A 15508-nucleotide genomic window follows, 5' to 3' on the forward strand; every position below is an offset into this window, starting at 1 on the left:
CGCTCCCGGCCGCTTCACGCAGCCCACTCACCGCGACATCCGCCGCCTCATCCCAATCCACGTACAGCTCGCGAGCGGTGGGATCCAATAGTCGCCAGCGCAGGAAGTTTTGACCGGGGGCGAAACCTGGTGACAATCCGCGGGCCAGCGGGTTGGCCGCCAGGACATCCAGGTTGCGGCTGGCCACGATCGCCGGCATTGGAAACTGATCGATCAGCTCGTCGACGCCGTCGGCGGCGTCGGCGGCGTCGATACCCGCGGGGTCCCGCCGGCGGGAGGACGGGCTGGCCAGCTGGCGCAGATACTCGCTGGCCTTGACGTCGAGCTGTAGCACCCGTGACAGCGCGTCGATCACCTGGGCCGACGGGTGGGTGTCGCGGCCCTGCTCAAGCCGCAAGTAGTAGTCGGAGCTGATGCCGGCTAGCATCGCCAGCTCCTCGCGGCGCAAGCCCGCAACCCGACGCCGTTCGCCGCCCACCAGGCCGACATCCTCGGGCCGCACCTGCTCGCGCCTGGCCCGCAGGAAATCGCCAAGCGGATTGGCCTTCGCTGCCACCACCTGAGCCTAATCGTGTTCCCGCCACTCCCAGGATCGATCAGCGTTGCGGCAGGCGTCCAGCGCAGAGTTTTGCCACGCAAAGGTCTTCCTCGTCTAGGCACAGTCCGGTGAACTGAGGTTCGCCTGATGGGGCCGCCGGTGAGACCACGATGAATACTTCAGTGAGACCCGCGATTTGGCATGCGGTCCGGATGGCATGATCGAGTTGGTCGCGGCGACCACCACCAAAACACCAGTTCAAAGGCCTAATCAGTCGGGGAGTTGGTTCGTGCAAGAAAATCGATCCGGCCAACATCCGGCCAACCCATCCAGCGTGCGCCCGGGTGGCGACGGACGGTCCTTGGGATTGTCGTCGAGCGCATTGAGCGCATTGAGCGCATCGAGCGCATCGAGGGCCGAGCCGACACACGCGATGGCTGGGAGCACCCGGCGAGGTCACCAGTGTCGTGCTAACCGATGAAGGTCTGAATGGGTGTGGTGGAGATGATTAGCCCGGGCAAAGTGGACACCGCCGCTGGCGCTCACATCGGCGACCGAATTGCGCGGAGTCACTTAAGGTTCAGCGTGACTCCGGCGTCGTCGAAGGCGTCCCGTACCGCGTCGAAAAACGTGTGCTGCCCTCGCTGCACGTCCTTCAGTTGGTGCTGAGATAGATCGCTGTGCTGCCATTCGAACTCGTAGGGTCGATTCTCTGGGGTGCCGAATCCGCCCCGCAGGCAATCGGCTAGCGCATCGAGATTCTGTCCGAAGTATCCGCCGGGCCCGTTGACGGAGCGTCCGATCTCTCGATAGAAGTCCTTGACTGACTTGATCTTTCGGCCGTCGATTCGGAAGATCAGAGGTGCGTCTGAGTCTGGCTGCGGCGTCATCTTGGCCTTCCCGCGTCAGCGATCGTACAGAACGAGTCGTAGTGGTCGTCGGTGTAGAAGTATTGGGGCGGATTGGTCAACGGCGCTCCACCGGTGATGATGCGCTTCGTCGACCGGTTTCGGGCACCAGGGGTGGTCACGGTGTACTCGTGGTAATAATCCCTGCCTTGTCCGGGTAGACGGCCCTCTCGGTTACCGAATACCACGCCGTCGTTGCGCGGAAAGGGGAATGGGCCGCCTGCGTGGATGACGCGCACGGTGTTGACCGCCTCTGGCGGCAGGGTGTTCAGTGAGCACGTCGGGAGACCGGTCGTCGTCGTTGCCGGGTCGGCGGAAATCGTCTGCCCGTGCGCACATCCGCTGGCGATGAGGATTAGTGCGCAGAGTGCGACAACCGCGAACCTACGTCGACCCAGCTGCGCTCCTGTCGGGCTGCTGTCCACTACATCATCGCCTGTCCACGTGTCGGTGCGGTCGTCCGACGACGCGCAACGTGGGAGCTGAACACCCAATGGCTTACTGCGGGTGGGTGGCCAGGTAGTCGCCGATGGGGATCGGTGACGTCGCAGCGTAGCCAACCGGAAGCAGAACGTCGCCGGCGGTCGTGTTGTAGTACACGTCCCAACGGTGGTAGCCGGCGAAGGCTGTGGGGTCGGCGGCAAGTACTGCTGCGTAATCGTTGACCGCGTGCACGTATTCGTTGGCGTTGTTGTAGCGGTAGATGGCGTGATCGCGATCGTTGGCAAATCCGTTGGCGGCCAAGTAGCGGCCGGCTGCCATGATGCTGTCGTGGGGCGAGTTGATGTCGCCCCCAGCTCCGTAGGCGGCGAATGTCGAGGGCATGAATTGCATCGGACCCTGCGCGCCGGCGGCGCTGAGGCCCCCGATGCTTCCGAAGTGGGTCTCGATCAAGTTGATCGCGGCGAGGTAGTTCCAGCCAACGCCCGACGCCGACTCTGCCTCGCGGTAGTCACCGAGCAGTTCCTCCGCCGGAGCCGGTGCGTCGATGCGCCATGCGGGCAAGGTGTCCTTGACGTCGGCCATCGCGGTGAGCTGTCGGCGGGAATCGACATTGCGGTCGTAGATCTCCAGCAGCGACGGCGGGATTCGCGGTCGCGCGACCACATCCCAGTCGGGGTGTCGCCCGATCGCGCGGTAGGCCGCCTGCTGTCGGCGCGCCGCCGCGACCAGCACAGCATCCGGCGTCGACGGGTCACGTAGGGCTTGCTCGTCGGCGACGAGATCGTCGGCCAGCTGCGCCGGGTCTCCTGCCAGCCGCGGTTGTGCGCCCGTGGGGCCGTCTCCTGCGGTGGTCACCGTCGAGTCGTCCATCATGGTCGCGCCGACCGATCCGTCGGCGGCCACCGTCCCTGCGGTGGAGCCGGCGACCGACGCCGTAATTGGCGGCCTCGACCCCCAACAACCGACAACGGCGAACAAGATCGTGGCGAGCACGAGGGGGGCACGAAGCGGCTGCCGAACGGCGACTACGCGGTCACGGCGCACTGAGTTCACTCCCGTCGACTGCTTCACGAGCGACGCTCTCTCCGGAGGAGGCTGGCTCTGCACCAAAGCCTAGGGGCCGCGCGTGGTCCCGCGTCCGGCTTCGGCACCGAACGAGTCGGAACGGCGAGCGATCCGGACCCGACCGAAATTCACTTCGGCCCAATTCGCGACCGTGAGCGACGCGTTGGCTCATTTAGGACAGTTGTCACGGTGTTCAATCTGGGAGCTAACGGTCTACGTCTGGCGTCTTGGATCGCCAGGGCGGTCAAACCACGTCCTTCAGTGCGGCATCCAGCGTTGGGTAGAGACTCACGGCCTGGTCGAGGCCCGTCAACATCATTGGTCGGCTGGTGGCGGGCCCGTCGGCGACGACCATGAACCGTTTCCCCGACCGAAGGGCGGTTTCGTGTCCCGTCACGAGGACGGTCATACCTGCCGAGGCTAGGAAGGCCACTTCCGACAGATCGACGATGAGTGCCGTCAGTGACGCGGCGATGCCGTTGTCGATCGCTTCGGCCAACTGCGGCGCGGTGAATACGTCGAGTTCGCCACGCACGCCCAATACTAGGACTCCGTCGATCGATGAGGCCCGCACGACAAGGTTGTCTCCAGGTGGTGAGGCCGAATCGTCCACGGTGACAACCTAACGGCAATTGGTCGGAGACGGCACCACTGTTGCGAGATGCGTGAGCGTGCATTCGGACAGAGGTGGACCGCAACGGCCGGAGGGCTTTCGCCGTGAGAGTGGTCGTCCCCCCTAATGGACGCTCTCACGGCTCGCGCCGAGGCGCGGGCTTGGTAGCGCGGCCCTCCGGCCGACGCAGCTGCCATGATTTCAACATTCGACGTTTGCGTAAGTCAAGGGCCAGCGCATCATGAACTGCCTGAAAGTCGGAATGCTGGCATTGCTACGCCGGATCGAGACCCGCGCGGGAGAGGCGGATGGGTCGACTGACTGTGAAGGCAGTCGCGGGCGCTGCTACGGCATGACTCACTCCGTCCTCGTGTCGACCTCGCTAACGACTGATCGTCCGCGGAACGGCGAACCCGGCGAGCTTGTCCGGGTTGCGCATGGCGTAGAAGTTGGTGATCTTGTCGTGCACGATTTCGAGGAGGAAGACGCCTTCGAGGACATCGCCGCGGTGGACGACGACAGCGGGTGCGTTGTTGCAGTTCACCGTGTTGAACCACACACCCGGCGTGCGCCGCCGGAAACGGAAGGCGGCCATGAGGACTGCGGCCACCTTCTTCGCGCCGACCACCGGCCCGCGCCCAGCGGGGGCCTTGCCGCCGCTATCGACGGTCCAGGTGGCGTCGGGCGCGAGCAGCGAAAGCAGTCCGTCCATGTCGCCGGTGTTCGCCGCGGCCCTTGCGCGTAGCGCGTTGAGCGCCTGGCTGGTCACCAGCTGCGCAAGGTACGACTTGGTGTCCCGGACGGTTGCGAGATCCACGTCGGCCCACCGGAGGTAACTGTCCTGGAGCACGTCATCGGATTCGGTCGCCGAGCCCAGTATTTCGTAGGCGATCGTGAACAGCAGCGGTCGCAGATGGGTGAACCGCTGTGCGTGGTCGTCGTCGGCCGAGCCTGCGATCGGGCCCTCGGTGGTCACTTTTCCGTGACCACTTGCGGAGCCACCACCGGCTGCCCGTGACGCGGACGGCCCTTGAAGTAGAACGTCGAGCCGGGCTTGCGGGCCTCGCGGCGCAGGCCCCACAGGGTGCCCTTGCAGACGGCCTCCTTCAATGCCGCGGCAATGCGGCCGCCGATGTAGAAGTTGACCGCCGTGTCGTCCTTGCGGGCGAGCTGGAATGTGCCGGCGTGGCGGCCCAGGCTGATGCACGACCCCAGGAAGAACGGGGTTATCACCGTCGGTGTCGTGCCGGCGATGCGGCTGAGCACTGTGTCGGCGGCCTGCACCCCGAGTGGCCCGGCCGCTTGGCAGCACATGCGCAGCGGCCGTCCCGATGGTGCGGCGCAGTCACCGGCGGCCACGATGCGCGGATCGTCGATGCTGGTCATCGTTTCGTCGGTGAGCAGTCGGCCCATCGCATCGGTGCGCAGTCCACTGGCCGACGCCAGCTCCGGCACGCCGAAGCCTGCGGTCCAGATCGTCACCCCGCTCGGGCGCACCGCGCCGTCGGCGAAGACGACGGCATCCCGACGGACCTCGGTCACCACATCAGCGTCGAGCACCGCGACCCCCAGTTTGGCCATTACCTTGGCGATCGAGCGACGGCCCGGTGCGGACAGCGAGGGTCCTAACTGGCCGCCGCAGACCAGCACGACATTGCGCCCCTGCCCGGCGAGCTCGGTGGCCGTCTCGATCCCCGTCAGTCCGGCGCCCACGACGGTTACCGGGGCGTCGGGGGGTAGCTCGTCGAGGGCGCCGCGCAGTCTCTGGGCGTGCTCCAATTCGGCAATGGGGTAGGCGAATTCGGCCGCACCGGGCACCGATGACGGCACCGCGCCCGTGCTGCCGACCGCGTAGATGACGTAGTCGTAGTCCATCGCGCGACCCGATGCGAGCTGCAGCTTGCGCGACGCGGTGTCAATGCGGGTGGCGGCGTCGACGACGAGTTGAATGCCCTCGCCGAGCAGGCTGCCGTAGTCGGCAGTCGCCTCGGCGGTGCCTGCCACGAGTTGGTGCAGCCGGATCCGTTCGACGAACTTCGGCCGCGGGTTCACGAGGGTGATTGCCACGTCGCCGCGCCTCCGCAGATGGTTGGCCGCCAGCGTTCCTGAGTAGCCGCCGCCGATGACGACGACCTTGGTGTGTTGAGTCATGCCCTCAAGACACCCCCAATCGGCCATTTGTGACAGAATGTGATGTGGGTCACTCAACACTGGTCGACCAGCACGGCAACGCTTTGGGCGGGCCGGGCTCATCATCGGCCGAGCGCGCGTGTTGTGAGTGACGTATTCGCCATCAAATTCCCGGGTGCCACCCATGAACACCCCAATGTTCAAGCCTGGTTGATAAAAACCCCAGGATCACAATGCATTTCACGCCGACGAGCTGCTCGTGGCCGGACATGGTCTAGATACTCTTCGGCATCACGGCCGATTCCGTTCCGAATCCGCTGGATTGGCCTGTTTCAGATTTCGGCCGAGTCGCGTCGGCTGACGTCGGGCAGCGAAAGGCCGTTCAACAGCATGTCAGCGACGTTCTCGGCATAGACGCGCACCTGATTGTCATCTGGCGAGACGAGGTGGGGAGCCATCAGCGACACGAGACCGACCTGACCAAAGGGAGCCGTCCCGCCCGACGTGAGCTGGAAGTAGAAGATCGCGGTCGGAATGTTCTTGATTCTGCCCTGCTCGCGCAGCTGCTCGAAAACCGGCGCAAAACGCATCTGGACCGGCCGAATATAGTTTCGGTAGAGGTATTCCATACGGTCTGTGGGAGCGGCACCTTCCACGGTGGCGATGCGCGCAAGGTAGGGCCTGGTGGCGGAATACTCGATGAAGTTCCGAATCAGCATGCGCAGCCTGATCATTGGATCGGCGGACTTGTCGTCGGCGGTCTCCAAGTATTCGAGAAGCGGACCGAAGGCCCAGTCGACGGCAGCGCGCCACAGCTCGGCTTTGGAGCCGAAGCGCTGATAAAGCAGGTTGCGACTGACGCCCAACTCGTCGTTGACGGTCCGCAGCGACACCCCGTTGTATCCGTGTACGGAGAAGGCCTCCATTGCCGCGGCCATGACCTTGTCCGTGGGGGCGAGCTCGGCGTCTTTGCGGGGTCGTCCCCGCGGTCGGGCAACGCGGGGCGAGGTGTCAGGCATTAGTTCGATCTTATCGGCACCCATATCCGCCCAGTCCCGGTTTGCGGTCCGCCACCATCAGCTGCTCGATTACCGCGTCAGCTTGTCGACGGGCTTGAACTTCGCTTCGCCGCCGTCGAGGTTCTTGTTCAGCCATTCATGACGAGCGCGACGGTGCGTCGGGTCGATCCACCCCGCTACCCCTGGGACGTTCCGACGAAGCGTCTCGCGCGTCAGGTTCGGAATCACCCGAACCAGCGGCGCATACCGCCACAACCCGGCGTCGGGTAGGCCCGTCGCGCGATAGCTGTTCTCGCCGAGGTAGAAGCGCGCGTGACCAAGCTGTGCCTTGTATCGCAGCTTGCCGTAGCCCCGGCCTAGTCCCCGGGCGTCCTCCGCGGGCCGGTAGGTGTCCATGAACGAACTGCACAGGTCCTGGGAGTCCGTGCCGATCTTCGGTGCCTCCGAGAGTGCGAGCAGCAGTTGGACCTGGACCGCATCCTCCGTCGTTTCGGGGTACCAGGGCGGCTCGCAGCCCATCAGGTACCCGACATAGCGCCAGTGATGCATCATCGCGGCGATGTCGTCGTCGGTGGGTCGGTAGCCGAGAACCTTCAGCTGTTGCCCGGGGGCGAACGAACTGAGCAGGAGCGTCCCGAACATCCCAAACTGGCTGATCGGCACGCCCAGCCTATCCCGGTCCCACTCTGGGTGTGGCAGCAAGGTGTGGCGGATGATCGAGTGCAGCACTCGGACGAACACCGCCGAGCGGCGTCCCACCCCACCCGGCCGCATCGCACCGGGCTCGGTGGTATCCGTCCACAGCCGAGAGGTTTCCAGGAACCGGCCGAACGCTGACCCGCCGGTGTAGGCGCCGGTCAGCGCGAGCGGTTTGGCGATGGTCTCCAGGCCGTATGCGTTGAACGTCATCATGCCGAAGTACGGGTAGAGCTCGGAGCCGTAGCGCCGGAACACCGCCGCGCCGTGCTCGACCTTGTCCCAGTCCACCCATTCGGGGTCGGTGTTGAGCTGTTCGAACAGCGACAGCAGCTCCGGAGACGGGTCAGTGACGCTGTCGATGCCGTGACTGAGGGCCTCTTCGACGTCCTTTCTGGCGTGGGCCCTGCCACTCGGGGAGGCGAACGAGGCGTCAATGTAGGCGTCGCCGAGCCGGTCCCCAGTGTTCATCGCCCGGCCGAACGCCGAGGCCAACTCGTCGGGTATTCCAATGTGGCTCTTGGCGTTACGTTCCATCCGCGACTTGATAGTGCGTCCCATGGGAGTGTCGACGGCCCGGAAGTAGTTGAAGCACTTCGGGATCGAGACCTCGGTCGATTGGGTCATGTGATGTCGCCTTTCTCGTGGAGGTAGCGGCTGGACAGGTCGCTGGCCAGTTCGATGGCGGTGTGGTCGGCGGTCGCCTGGTCCGCCAGGGACGGGTCGCGGCCGAGCAGTGCGGCGATGAATGCCCCGCCGCGCAGCCCCGCACTGGGCGGGCCGACCAGGACGTGGGTGTGGGGACAGCCCTCGCCGAGGGAGTAGGTGTAGACCCGCTGCGAGCCGGTGACCCGTGTCACGGCCTCGCTCACCGCAGAGAGCACAGGACCGAGTTCGGCGGCCTCGGAACGGCTCACGTCCGCCAGGCCCTCGGTGTGCCGCTTCGTCTGAACCGTGACCCAGCCGGGAACGGGCATGGCCGGGTGCATGGACACGCCCCAGCAGTCGGTCCGCAGCAGCCAGCCGGGATCGGCGGCGTCGAGCCCAGCGGCCCGATCGCACAGTACGCAGGCTTCGGCGGTCACGTTGCCGCCTCGGCGATCGTGTTGGTCAGTGTCCCAAGGTTTTCCACAGTGACCGCGACGACGTCGCCGACCTTGAGGTACCGCCCGTCGGCCACACCCGTTCCGCCGGGAGTGCCGGTGAGTATGACGTCGCCGGCCTCCAGGGTGAGGAAGGAGCTGACGAAAGTGAGGAGCGCGGGCACCGAGAACACCAGTTCGGCCGTCGAGGAGTGTTGGCGGACAATCCCGTTCACCTCGGTCGTGATGTCCAGCGCATCGTACTCGCGCAGTTCGTCGGCGGTCAGCAGGGCTGGGCCCAGGGGTTTGAAGCCGTCGAAACCCTTGGCAAGAGCCGGGCTGGGCATCGGCAGTCCCGGGTTCTCGCCGAACTGGATGTCGCGGGCCGAGATGTCGTCGGCGACGGTTCCGCCCGCCACGAAGTCCCAGGCGGACTTCTCGGGGATGTCGCGGCCGCTGCGTCCGATCACGATGGCGAGTTCGCCTTCGTAGTCGACCTTGTCCGGGGCGGACCGCGGCAACCGAACGCTGGCACCGCAACCCGTGACGGCTGAGCCGGGGATCAGGTGGAAGCGCGGGAAGGTGGGCAACGGGTTGCCGGTCTCCGCCGCATGGTCGCGGTAGTTCAGGCCGATCACGACGATCTTGCCGGGGCGCCTGATCGGAGGCGCCAGCGTGGTCTCATTCCAGTCGACCGTCCTGCGGGTCTTCAGGCCTTCCAGCTCGGCCAGGCGCCCCTCGATGATGAGTTCGTCCAGCGTGGCGGAGTGGTCGAGGAGTTCCAGCTTGTCCTGCGCCACCCGCGCGATGCCATCGGTGGTCTGTGCGATCAGCATTGTCTGCTCCGTATCCGGCCGGTCACCCGGTCCACGACCAGATCCGGGTCAATTGGGCAGCTGTCGCCCCGCCAGGCGACGATGCCGTCCGGGCGTATCAGCGCGATGGCGCACCCGTACGCCTCGCGAGCCCCTTCGGCGTCGACCCACTCCACATCGACCGGTATTCGCCGGTTGCGGAACGCATCGAGCAGTGCGCCGCTGTCTGCCTCTGGCGCCAGGTTCAGTAGCGTGAAGCGACCACGGAAGAGGTCGAGCACCGAGCGTCCGTCGTTCAGGAAGAAATGTGGGGCGCGGTGTCCCGGTCGTGCTGTCGGCACGTATTGCTCGGGGTCGGCGGCGGGCTCGGGGGTGCCGTCGGAAACGACCAGCGACGACTCGGGATAGCGCACATCCAGCTGGGCTCCGAGGGATCGCCACTCGGTCTGGCGGGTCGACACGATCCGCTCGCCAAGGACTGCGCGGGCCTCTTCCTGCCCCGGGTCGTCAAGTGTCGGCTGGGGCAGGATCGCGTTGTCCGCGCGGTAGTTGTGCCACGCGCGGCGCACCATTCGTTCGCAGTGTGGGCGCCGCTCGGCGGTGTAGCTGTCGAGCAGGGCGTCAGGCGCCCAGCCGCGCAGCACTGCTTCGAGCTTCCAGCCGAGGTTGGCTACGTCGCCGAGCCCGGTGTTCATCCCGTGCCCACCCGAGGGCCACATCCGGTGCGCCGCATCGCCTGCCAACAGGACGTGCCCGGATCGGAAGGATTCGGCCACCACCGCGTCGCCGCTCCACTCCCTGGTGTCGAGCACCTCGACCGATTCGACCGCGCAGTCGAGTGCGTCGGCGATGGTGGCTCGCACCTCCGAAGCGGCGGGGCACTCCTCGTCCTTGAGTGGGTAGGTGACGCGCCACAGGTCGCCGCCGTCGAGTGATCCGAGGATGATCCGGCGGGGATTGACCAGGTAGTACTGCACCGCCGGGGCGTGCGGGACCCGCTCGCGCAGCCCTGGCAGCCGCACGAAGGCGCCTTGCCAGCGCGCCCGGGCGTGGTCGGAACCTCGCAGCGACGCAATGCCCAGCGTCCTGCGGATCGATGAGCCGGCGCCGTCACAGGCGACCAGGAACTGCGCGCGCACGGTCCGGCGCCCATGCTCGGCAGAGCAGAGCCGTACGGACACTCCGTTGATGCCGTCGTCGAAACCCTCACACGTCCACTGGAAGCGGAGGTCCACCGTGGGCTCCGCCGCCGCGCGCGCCCGCAAGGTCGGGTCGAACCAGAACTTCGGCCACCACACACCGCCCTCGGGGCTCAGCCCTCGGGTGGTTTCGAGCCGGTCCGCGTTGGACGGACGGGGGAAGCGGGCGAGCTCGTGGGTCGTGATGCGGGAGACGAAGGAGATGTCCCGCCGCTCGTCCGCGGGAAAGCCGCTGTGCAGCACTGCTTCCGCGATACCCCAGCGGCGCAGCAGTTCCATCGACGCGGTGTCGATCGATTCCGCGGTCGGGTAGCGGACCACACCGTCGTCGCGCTCGACGACGAGCACCGAGCACCCACGGACGCCCAGTTCGATGGCGGTCGCGATGCCGACCGGGCCGCCGCCGACGACCACGACGTCGTAGGTATCGGTGGTGATGTCGCCGCTCGGTCCCGCCGCCGACGTGAGCGTCATCGCTCCCAGATCATTTCGCTGAGGTCGCGCCCGGAGCGTCGGCCTGCGACCAGGCGTTCCGGGTCCAACGGAAATCCGTTGGGGTTGTTCTTGAACTCGTCGGTCGCCATGAACTTCTGCATGTCGTCGCGGCAGGAGAAGTTCAGCGCGGACAGCTCGATCTTGTTGCCGTCCGGGTCGCGGTAGTAGAAGCTGGTGCCCGGACCGTGGTTGGACGCCTCCTCGGGCAACTCCCCGCTGACCTTGAGTGCGCTGTACAGGTCGACGAATGCCTCGATGGTCGGCGTACGTAGCTGAAAGTGATGCAGCCCCTTAGACGTTGGACCGGAACCGATGTCCTGGCATTCGAAGATCGCGATGCGCTGGGTGTAGGGCAAGTCGAAGTAGTAGTTGAAGAAGCAAATGCGCGACGGCTCGTCGGGGTCGTCCGACGGAGGCGGGGTCATTTCCACGCTGCGCGGCTGAGCCAGCAGCAGCGAGTAGAAGTCGCACAGTTGGTCATAACCAGTCGTCCGCAGAACGACTTCCGACAAGCGCAGTCCGGTCATGTCTGTTGGTTCCTTCAGGCTCGTGGCAGATTCAGTGGAGCAATACGGGTTTCACCGCTGCACCCGAACGAGCGTCGTCCACGGCCTTGGCGATGTCTTCCAGCGCGTAGGTGCGGATCATCGCCTCAAGGGGGAAGAGCCCCTTGTCGTGGAGGCGCAAGATGCGTGGCACGAGTACTGCGGGTGCTTGGTGCCCGACGATGGAACCGGTCACGGTTCGACCTTCCAGGAGCGCAAATGCGTTGGTGCGCAGCTCCGCACCATCCGAAGCGACACCGGGGATCGCCGCGCTTCCCAGCGGGGCCAGCGCGGCAACGGCCTGGGTCATCACCTCGGGCACTCCGGTGCACTCCACGCTGAAGTCCACCCCCAACCCACCGGTCAGCTCTCGGACACTCTCCGCCCCTGCTCCGACGGTGGCGTCGAACACGTCGGTCGCGCCGAGGTGCACGGCGAGCTCGAGCCGGGAGGAATGGGTGTCGGTCACGATGATCCGGGAGGCCCCGACGGCCACGGCGGCCATGACCGCACTCAGCCCCACCGCCCCGGCGCCGAAGACGGCAACCGTGCTTCCCGAGGTCACCTTCAGGGTGTTCCACACCGCGCCGGCTCCCGTGATGACGCCGCAGCCCAGCGGGGCGACCACGTCGTCGGGCGGGGCCGTCTCGGGCAACCGGATGAGGCTGCTGGGTCGGCACAGCCCGTAGTCGGCGAACGAAGACTGGCCAAAGAAGTGGTCCCGCACGGGGTTTCCATGTGCATCGCGTAGGCCGACGGAACCGTCGGCGCGCTGGGCGCCGAAGTTCAGCGGGAAGTGGTCGGGACAGTAGGCGGGCTGGCCGCTCAGGCAATTTCGGCAGCTGCCACAGAAGCTGAAGCTGGCCACCACGCGGTCGCCAGGAGCGAACCCGCTGACCGCGGAGCCGACCGCCTCGACGACACCGGCACCCTCGTGGCCGGCAACCACCGGGAAGGGGGTCGGCATGAATCCAGACGCCACCACCAGGTCGGTGTGGCACAGCCCGGTCGCGGTGAAGCGCACCAGCACCTCGTCCGGACGGGGGTCGTCGATGGTCAGTTCTTCCATGCGGAAGAGATCACTGCCCTGCCTGCACACCGCCGCCTTCACAGCGTGACCGCCTCGAACTCCGGGAAATGGGGACCGATCAGCGGCGTGCGCGTCGCGCGCAGTCTGTCGACCCATTCCGCACGGGTGGCCGCTGCGACCTCGGCATCCCAGTCGAAGCCGCAGCGCCAGTGCGGGTGCGCCACCGCCGCCGGATGATGGAAGAGGTCGCCGATCAGGGCGAGGCTCTCGTCGTGAGACTCGATCAGGGCGACGGAGGCGCCCGGCGTGTGGCCAGGTGCGTGCTCCAGGCGAAGCCAGTCGAAGAGGGCGATGGAGTCGCCGTCCCAGAGCGCGGCCGCATCGCGGAGCGGAAAGACCTTGTCCCGCACGGCTTCGTCGGCGCCCTCGACGACGAAGTGCTTCCAGTCCTTGGCGTGGATGTGGTGCCTGGCGCGCGGGAAGGTGGGCAGGCCGCCGGTGGTGGCCCAGCCGATGTGATCGATGTGCAGGTGACTGAAGACCACGTCGGTCACCGACTCGGGCACACAGCCCAGCTTCTCGAGATGGGCGGGGAGCAGTTCGCACACGGCGGGTGGGTCCCCGCCCGGCACCAGTTGGGGCGCGGGGCCGCCGCCCAGATCGAAGACGACGTGATGGCCTTGCGTGTCGGTGGCCAGGAACCCGCCGAACGGAACCTGAAGCAGGTCATCCTGGTCGATCGTGCCGGGCAGATTCCGCCACGTCGACATGGGCAGGTCCGGATATAGCCCGCCGGGCGGCATCGGCATGACGCCGTCGGGAAGCGCGTGAACCGCCACATCGCCTATCCGCATGGGAGTGAGCGTATGCCATTAAGTGTTGATAGGCAATTTATTGTGACGCGATGACGCGAGTCGACGCCAGCACTGACGCGTTGCGGCCTGGGCGGTGGTGGTGCGGGCCGATTGGCCAAAAGGCTTATCCCCAATTGGATATTCGGTCGGAGTTGAGAACAGGAGAAGCCTGTTATCGTCCATCGGTGGGGAGCCGATAAATAAGTTGACTATCGACACTTAAATCTCTAGATTGGTTTGGACGTCCCGTCCCGAGAAGGAGTGGCGCATGCCTGGTCGACGTATCGATATCCACACTCACGCGATGTCGGAGGGTGTGATCGCGGAGCTGCTGGCGCGGGGCTTCAAACCGACCGGTGGCTACACGATTTCGGTGCAATGGACGCCGGAAGCGGCGCTGGCTTACATGGATCGGCAGGGGATCGCGGCCCAGGTGGTGTCGATGCCGATGGCCTTCGCCGGGTTCGACGACGACCCGGACTTCGGAACGAGGGTCTGCCGGATGATCAACCAGGGCAACGCCGAGTTGATCGCGAAGCACCCCGGTCGGTTCGGGGCCTTCGCCAGCCTGCCTGCCGACGGACCCGAGCAGGCGCTGGCCGAACTCGCCTATGCGTTGGACGAATTGCGGCTCGATGGTGTGGTGCTGACCTCCAACGTGGCGGGCCACTATTTTGGGGATCCGTTCCTGGGGCCGGTGCTGGCCGAACTGGAACGCCGGCAGGTGCCGGTGTTCGTGCATCCGGTGGACTCGCCGTGCATCGAGGTGCTGGGCTTCGGCCGGCCGTCCTCGATCGTGGAGTTCCCGTTCGACACCGCCCGCAACATCGCCAACGGGCTCTACACCGGGTTCTTTCAACGCCATCCGGGGATCCGTCTGATTCTGGCCCACTGTGGTGGGGCGTTACCGACACTGGGATGGCGGATCGGTGAGCACACCGTGATGGGGCGAGGGCCCGATGACGCCGACATCGACCCCGCCCACGTCGCGGGGGTGCTGCGGGGCCTCTACTACGAGACGGCACTGGCCGGCAGCCGGAACTCACTGCTGCCGACGTTGGAGGTCACCGGTGCCGACCACGTCCTGTTCGGCACCGACTGGCCCGCGGCCCCGGAGGCCACGGTGGTCCGAAACATCGCCAACCTCACCGGCTTCGACGGCTTTAATCCCGAACAGCTACGCGGCGTCGAACGCGACAACGCCCTGCGCCTCTTCCCACGATTCGCGTGAGGGGTGAAGGGGTCGTCGCTTAACTAGGTACCGTGGGAGTCGGGCGGTGGACGTTCGTCGACCGAGGCCGTGAAGATCTGGCTGGCGGCAGCGCCGAAACCTTCGGGTTGACCTACTTCCGCGAAGGTCCTTCCAACCTCGGCAAGTTCGTAGGACCACCGCCAGCCCTTCTCGTCGGCCTGCTGCGTGGCCCGCAGCCACGCCGCCGCAAGATCCGGTTGGCTGATCGCCCATTCCCTGGTGAGGTCGTCCTCGACCCCGAAGGCGGCGGCGGTACGCCGGATCGAGATGAGCAACGCTGCGGTGGTCTTGGTCCAGGCCGCGTACGTCATCTTCAGCGCTGACGCGGCGGGCGGGGCACCGGCAAGGCTGACCACGTCGAGCGGGGAGCCGGCGAACAGGCTCGCGACCTCGCCGTTGTCGCCGGCCAGGTACAACCGGGTGGTGCCAGCCCCGAGCGGCGGCGGACCGATGATGCCACCGTCGACATAACGGGCACCGCCTGCGGTGACGACCCCACCGACGAGTCGGGATGTGTTGGGGCTAACCGCGTTGGCGTCCACCACGATCCCGTGGTAGCCGACCAACTGTCGCGCGACCTCAAGCGCTGCGTGCGGCGGGCAGATGGAAAACACCACATCGGCATCGGCCAGCAGTTCTGACTGATCGTCGAACGGCGTCAATCCCGCCGCAACGGCGCGGTCCGTGCTCTCGTCGCTTCGGCCGGTGGCCAGCCACCCGACTTGGTGGTCTCGACCGACCAGACAGGCGGCCACCGCCGCGCCCATGACACCGGGATGAAGTAGAGCCAACATGTCCCAATGATCTCGTGACCTAGTCAGCT

Annotated in this window: 17 protein-coding genes; 1 reads left to right on the forward strand and 16 read right to left on the reverse strand. The window is 66.2% G+C overall.

The features are described from left to right. The 15 genes from QOI01_RS07375 to QOI01_RS07445 form a co-directional block, all read right to left on the reverse strand. A partial coding sequence (locus QOI01_RS07375; protein WP_526379523.1) for a helix-turn-helix domain-containing protein occupies window positions 1-556 on the reverse strand: 556 nt, incomplete at its 3' end. Window positions 557-1107: 551 nt separating this feature from the next. Then, complete coding sequence (locus tag QOI01_RS07380) at window positions 1108-1428, reverse strand: barstar family protein (RefSeq protein ID WP_526379524.1); 321 nt, start codon at window positions 1426-1428, stop codon at window positions 1108-1110. Next, the gene (locus tag QOI01_RS07385; RefSeq protein WP_526379525.1) at window positions 1425-1871 is read right to left on the reverse strand and encodes a guanyl-specific ribonuclease; all 447 of its coding nucleotides are present in this window, start codon (window positions 1869-1871) and stop codon (window positions 1425-1427) included. Before QOI01_RS07385 ends, QOI01_RS07380 begins: the two co-directional genes overlap by 4 nt. Window positions 1872-1944: 73 nt before the next feature. Beyond that, window positions 1945-2760, reverse strand: a complete 816-nt coding sequence (locus tag QOI01_RS07390) for a lytic transglycosylase domain-containing protein (RefSeq protein WP_526379578.1) — start codon at window positions 2758-2760, stop codon at window positions 1945-1947. Window positions 2761-3199: 439 nt separating this feature from the next. Beyond that, window positions 3200-3529, reverse strand: coding sequence for an STAS domain-containing protein (locus QOI01_RS07395; protein ID WP_526379526.1), 330 nt, complete (start codon window positions 3527-3529; stop codon window positions 3200-3202). A gap of 421 nt (window positions 3530-3950) precedes the next feature. Next, entirely contained in the window at window positions 3951-4544 is a 594-nt protein-coding gene (locus tag QOI01_RS07400; protein WP_526379527.1) for a sigma factor, read from the reverse strand. Next, a complete protein-coding gene (locus tag QOI01_RS07405) occupies window positions 4541-5719 on the reverse strand; it encodes an NAD(P)/FAD-dependent oxidoreductase (RefSeq protein WP_526379528.1) in 1179 nt (392 codons plus the stop codon). Before QOI01_RS07405 ends, QOI01_RS07400 begins: the two co-directional genes overlap by 4 nt. 311 nt (window positions 5720-6030) lie before the next feature. After that, the gene (locus tag QOI01_RS07410; RefSeq protein ID WP_526379529.1) at window positions 6031-6636 is read right to left on the reverse strand and encodes a TetR/AcrR family transcriptional regulator; all 606 of its coding nucleotides are present in this window, start codon (window positions 6634-6636) and stop codon (window positions 6031-6033) included. A gap of 150 nt (window positions 6637-6786) precedes the next feature. Beyond that, complete coding sequence (locus tag QOI01_RS07415; protein WP_526379530.1) at window positions 6787-8040, reverse strand: oxygenase MpaB family protein; 1254 nt, start codon at window positions 8038-8040, stop codon at window positions 6787-6789. Further along, on the reverse strand, window positions 8037-8498 hold the full coding sequence (locus QOI01_RS07420) for an HIT family protein (protein WP_526379531.1): 462 nt from the start codon (window positions 8496-8498) through the stop codon (window positions 8037-8039). The genes QOI01_RS07415 and QOI01_RS07420 overlap by 4 nt, the downstream gene beginning before the upstream one ends. Then, window positions 8495-9331 (reverse strand): fumarylacetoacetate hydrolase family protein, encoded by an 837-nt coding sequence (locus tag QOI01_RS07425; RefSeq protein WP_526379532.1) that lies wholly within the window; start codon window positions 9329-9331, stop codon window positions 8495-8497. Before QOI01_RS07425 ends, QOI01_RS07420 begins: the two co-directional genes overlap by 4 nt. Further along, on the reverse strand, window positions 9325-10983 hold the full coding sequence (locus QOI01_RS07430) for an FAD-dependent oxidoreductase (protein ID WP_526379533.1): 1659 nt from the start codon (window positions 10981-10983) through the stop codon (window positions 9325-9327). Before QOI01_RS07430 ends, QOI01_RS07425 begins: the two co-directional genes overlap by 7 nt. Beyond that, complete coding sequence (locus tag QOI01_RS07435; protein ID WP_526379534.1) at window positions 10980-11531, reverse strand: VOC family protein; 552 nt, start codon at window positions 11529-11531, stop codon at window positions 10980-10982. The genes QOI01_RS07430 and QOI01_RS07435 overlap by 4 nt, the downstream gene beginning before the upstream one ends. Window positions 11532-11562: 31 nt before the next feature. Continuing rightward, entirely contained in the window at window positions 11563-12618 is a 1056-nt protein-coding gene (locus tag QOI01_RS07440) for an NAD(P)-dependent alcohol dehydrogenase (protein WP_526379535.1), read from the reverse strand. Between the two features lie 38 nt (window positions 12619-12656). Next, window positions 12657-13433 (reverse strand): MBL fold metallo-hydrolase, encoded by a 777-nt coding sequence (locus QOI01_RS07445; protein WP_526379536.1) that lies wholly within the window; start codon window positions 13431-13433, stop codon window positions 12657-12659. A gap of 268 nt (window positions 13434-13701) precedes the next feature. Here QOI01_RS07445 and QOI01_RS07450 point away from each other — a divergent pair, with 268 nt between their 5' ends. Next, window positions 13702-14664 carry an amidohydrolase family protein gene (locus QOI01_RS07450; RefSeq protein ID WP_526379537.1) on the forward strand — a complete coding sequence of 321 codons (963 nt, stop codon included), beginning with the start codon at window positions 13702-13704 and terminating at the stop codon, window positions 14662-14664. A 23-nt stretch (window positions 14665-14687) separates the two neighbouring features. Here QOI01_RS07450 and QOI01_RS07455 read toward each other — a convergent pair whose 3' ends face one another. Beyond that, a complete protein-coding gene (locus tag QOI01_RS07455) occupies window positions 14688-15479 on the reverse strand; it encodes a DUF1932 domain-containing protein (RefSeq protein WP_526379538.1) in 792 nt (263 codons plus the stop codon). Window positions 15480-15508 lie beyond the last annotated feature (29 nt).

It is taken from the genome of Mycobacterium sp. (assembly GCF_032162605.1).
Taxonomy (GTDB): domain Bacteria; phylum Actinomycetota; class Actinomycetes; order Mycobacteriales; family Mycobacteriaceae; genus Mycobacterium.

Coding starts and splice junctions, on each gene's coding strand:
- QOI01_RS07380 (WP_526379524.1), bottom strand. CDS start 1,428: ATGACGCCGCAGCCAGACTCAGACGCACCTCTGATCTTCCGAATCGAC.
- QOI01_RS07390 (WP_526379578.1), bottom strand. CDS start 2,760: ATGGACGACTCGACGGTGACCACCGCAGGAGACGGCCCCACGGGCGCA.
- QOI01_RS07405 (WP_526379528.1), bottom strand. CDS start 5,719: ATGACTCAACACACCAAGGTCGTCGTCATCGGCGGCGGCTACTCAGGA.
- QOI01_RS07410 (WP_526379529.1), bottom strand. CDS start 6,636: ATGGCCGCGGCAATGGAGGCCTTCTCCGTACACGGATACAACGGGGTG.
- QOI01_RS07415 (WP_526379530.1), bottom strand. CDS start 8,040: ATGACCCAATCGACCGAGGTCTCGATCCCGAAGTGCTTCAACTACTTC.
- QOI01_RS07425 (WP_526379532.1), bottom strand. CDS start 9,331: ATGCTGATCGCACAGACCACCGATGGCATCGCGCGGGTGGCGCAGGAC.
- QOI01_RS07430 (WP_526379533.1), bottom strand. CDS start 10,983: ATGACGCTCACGTCGGCGGCGGGACCGAGCGGCGACATCACCACCGAT.
- QOI01_RS07435 (WP_526379534.1), bottom strand. CDS start 11,531: ATGACCGGACTGCGCTTGTCGGAAGTCGTTCTGCGGACGACTGGTTAT.
- QOI01_RS07440 (WP_526379535.1), bottom strand. CDS start 12,618: ATGGAAGAACTGACCATCGACGACCCCCGTCCGGACGAGGTGCTGGTG.
- QOI01_RS07445 (WP_526379536.1), bottom strand. CDS start 13,433: ATGCGGATAGGCGATGTGGCGGTTCACGCGCTTCCCGACGGCGTCATG.
- QOI01_RS07450 (WP_526379537.1), top strand. CDS start 13,702: ATGCCTGGTCGACGTATCGATATCCACACTCACGCGATGTCGGAGGGT.
- QOI01_RS07455 (WP_526379538.1), bottom strand. CDS start 15,479: ATGTTGGCTCTACTTCATCCCGGTGTCATGGGCGCGGCGGTGGCCGCC.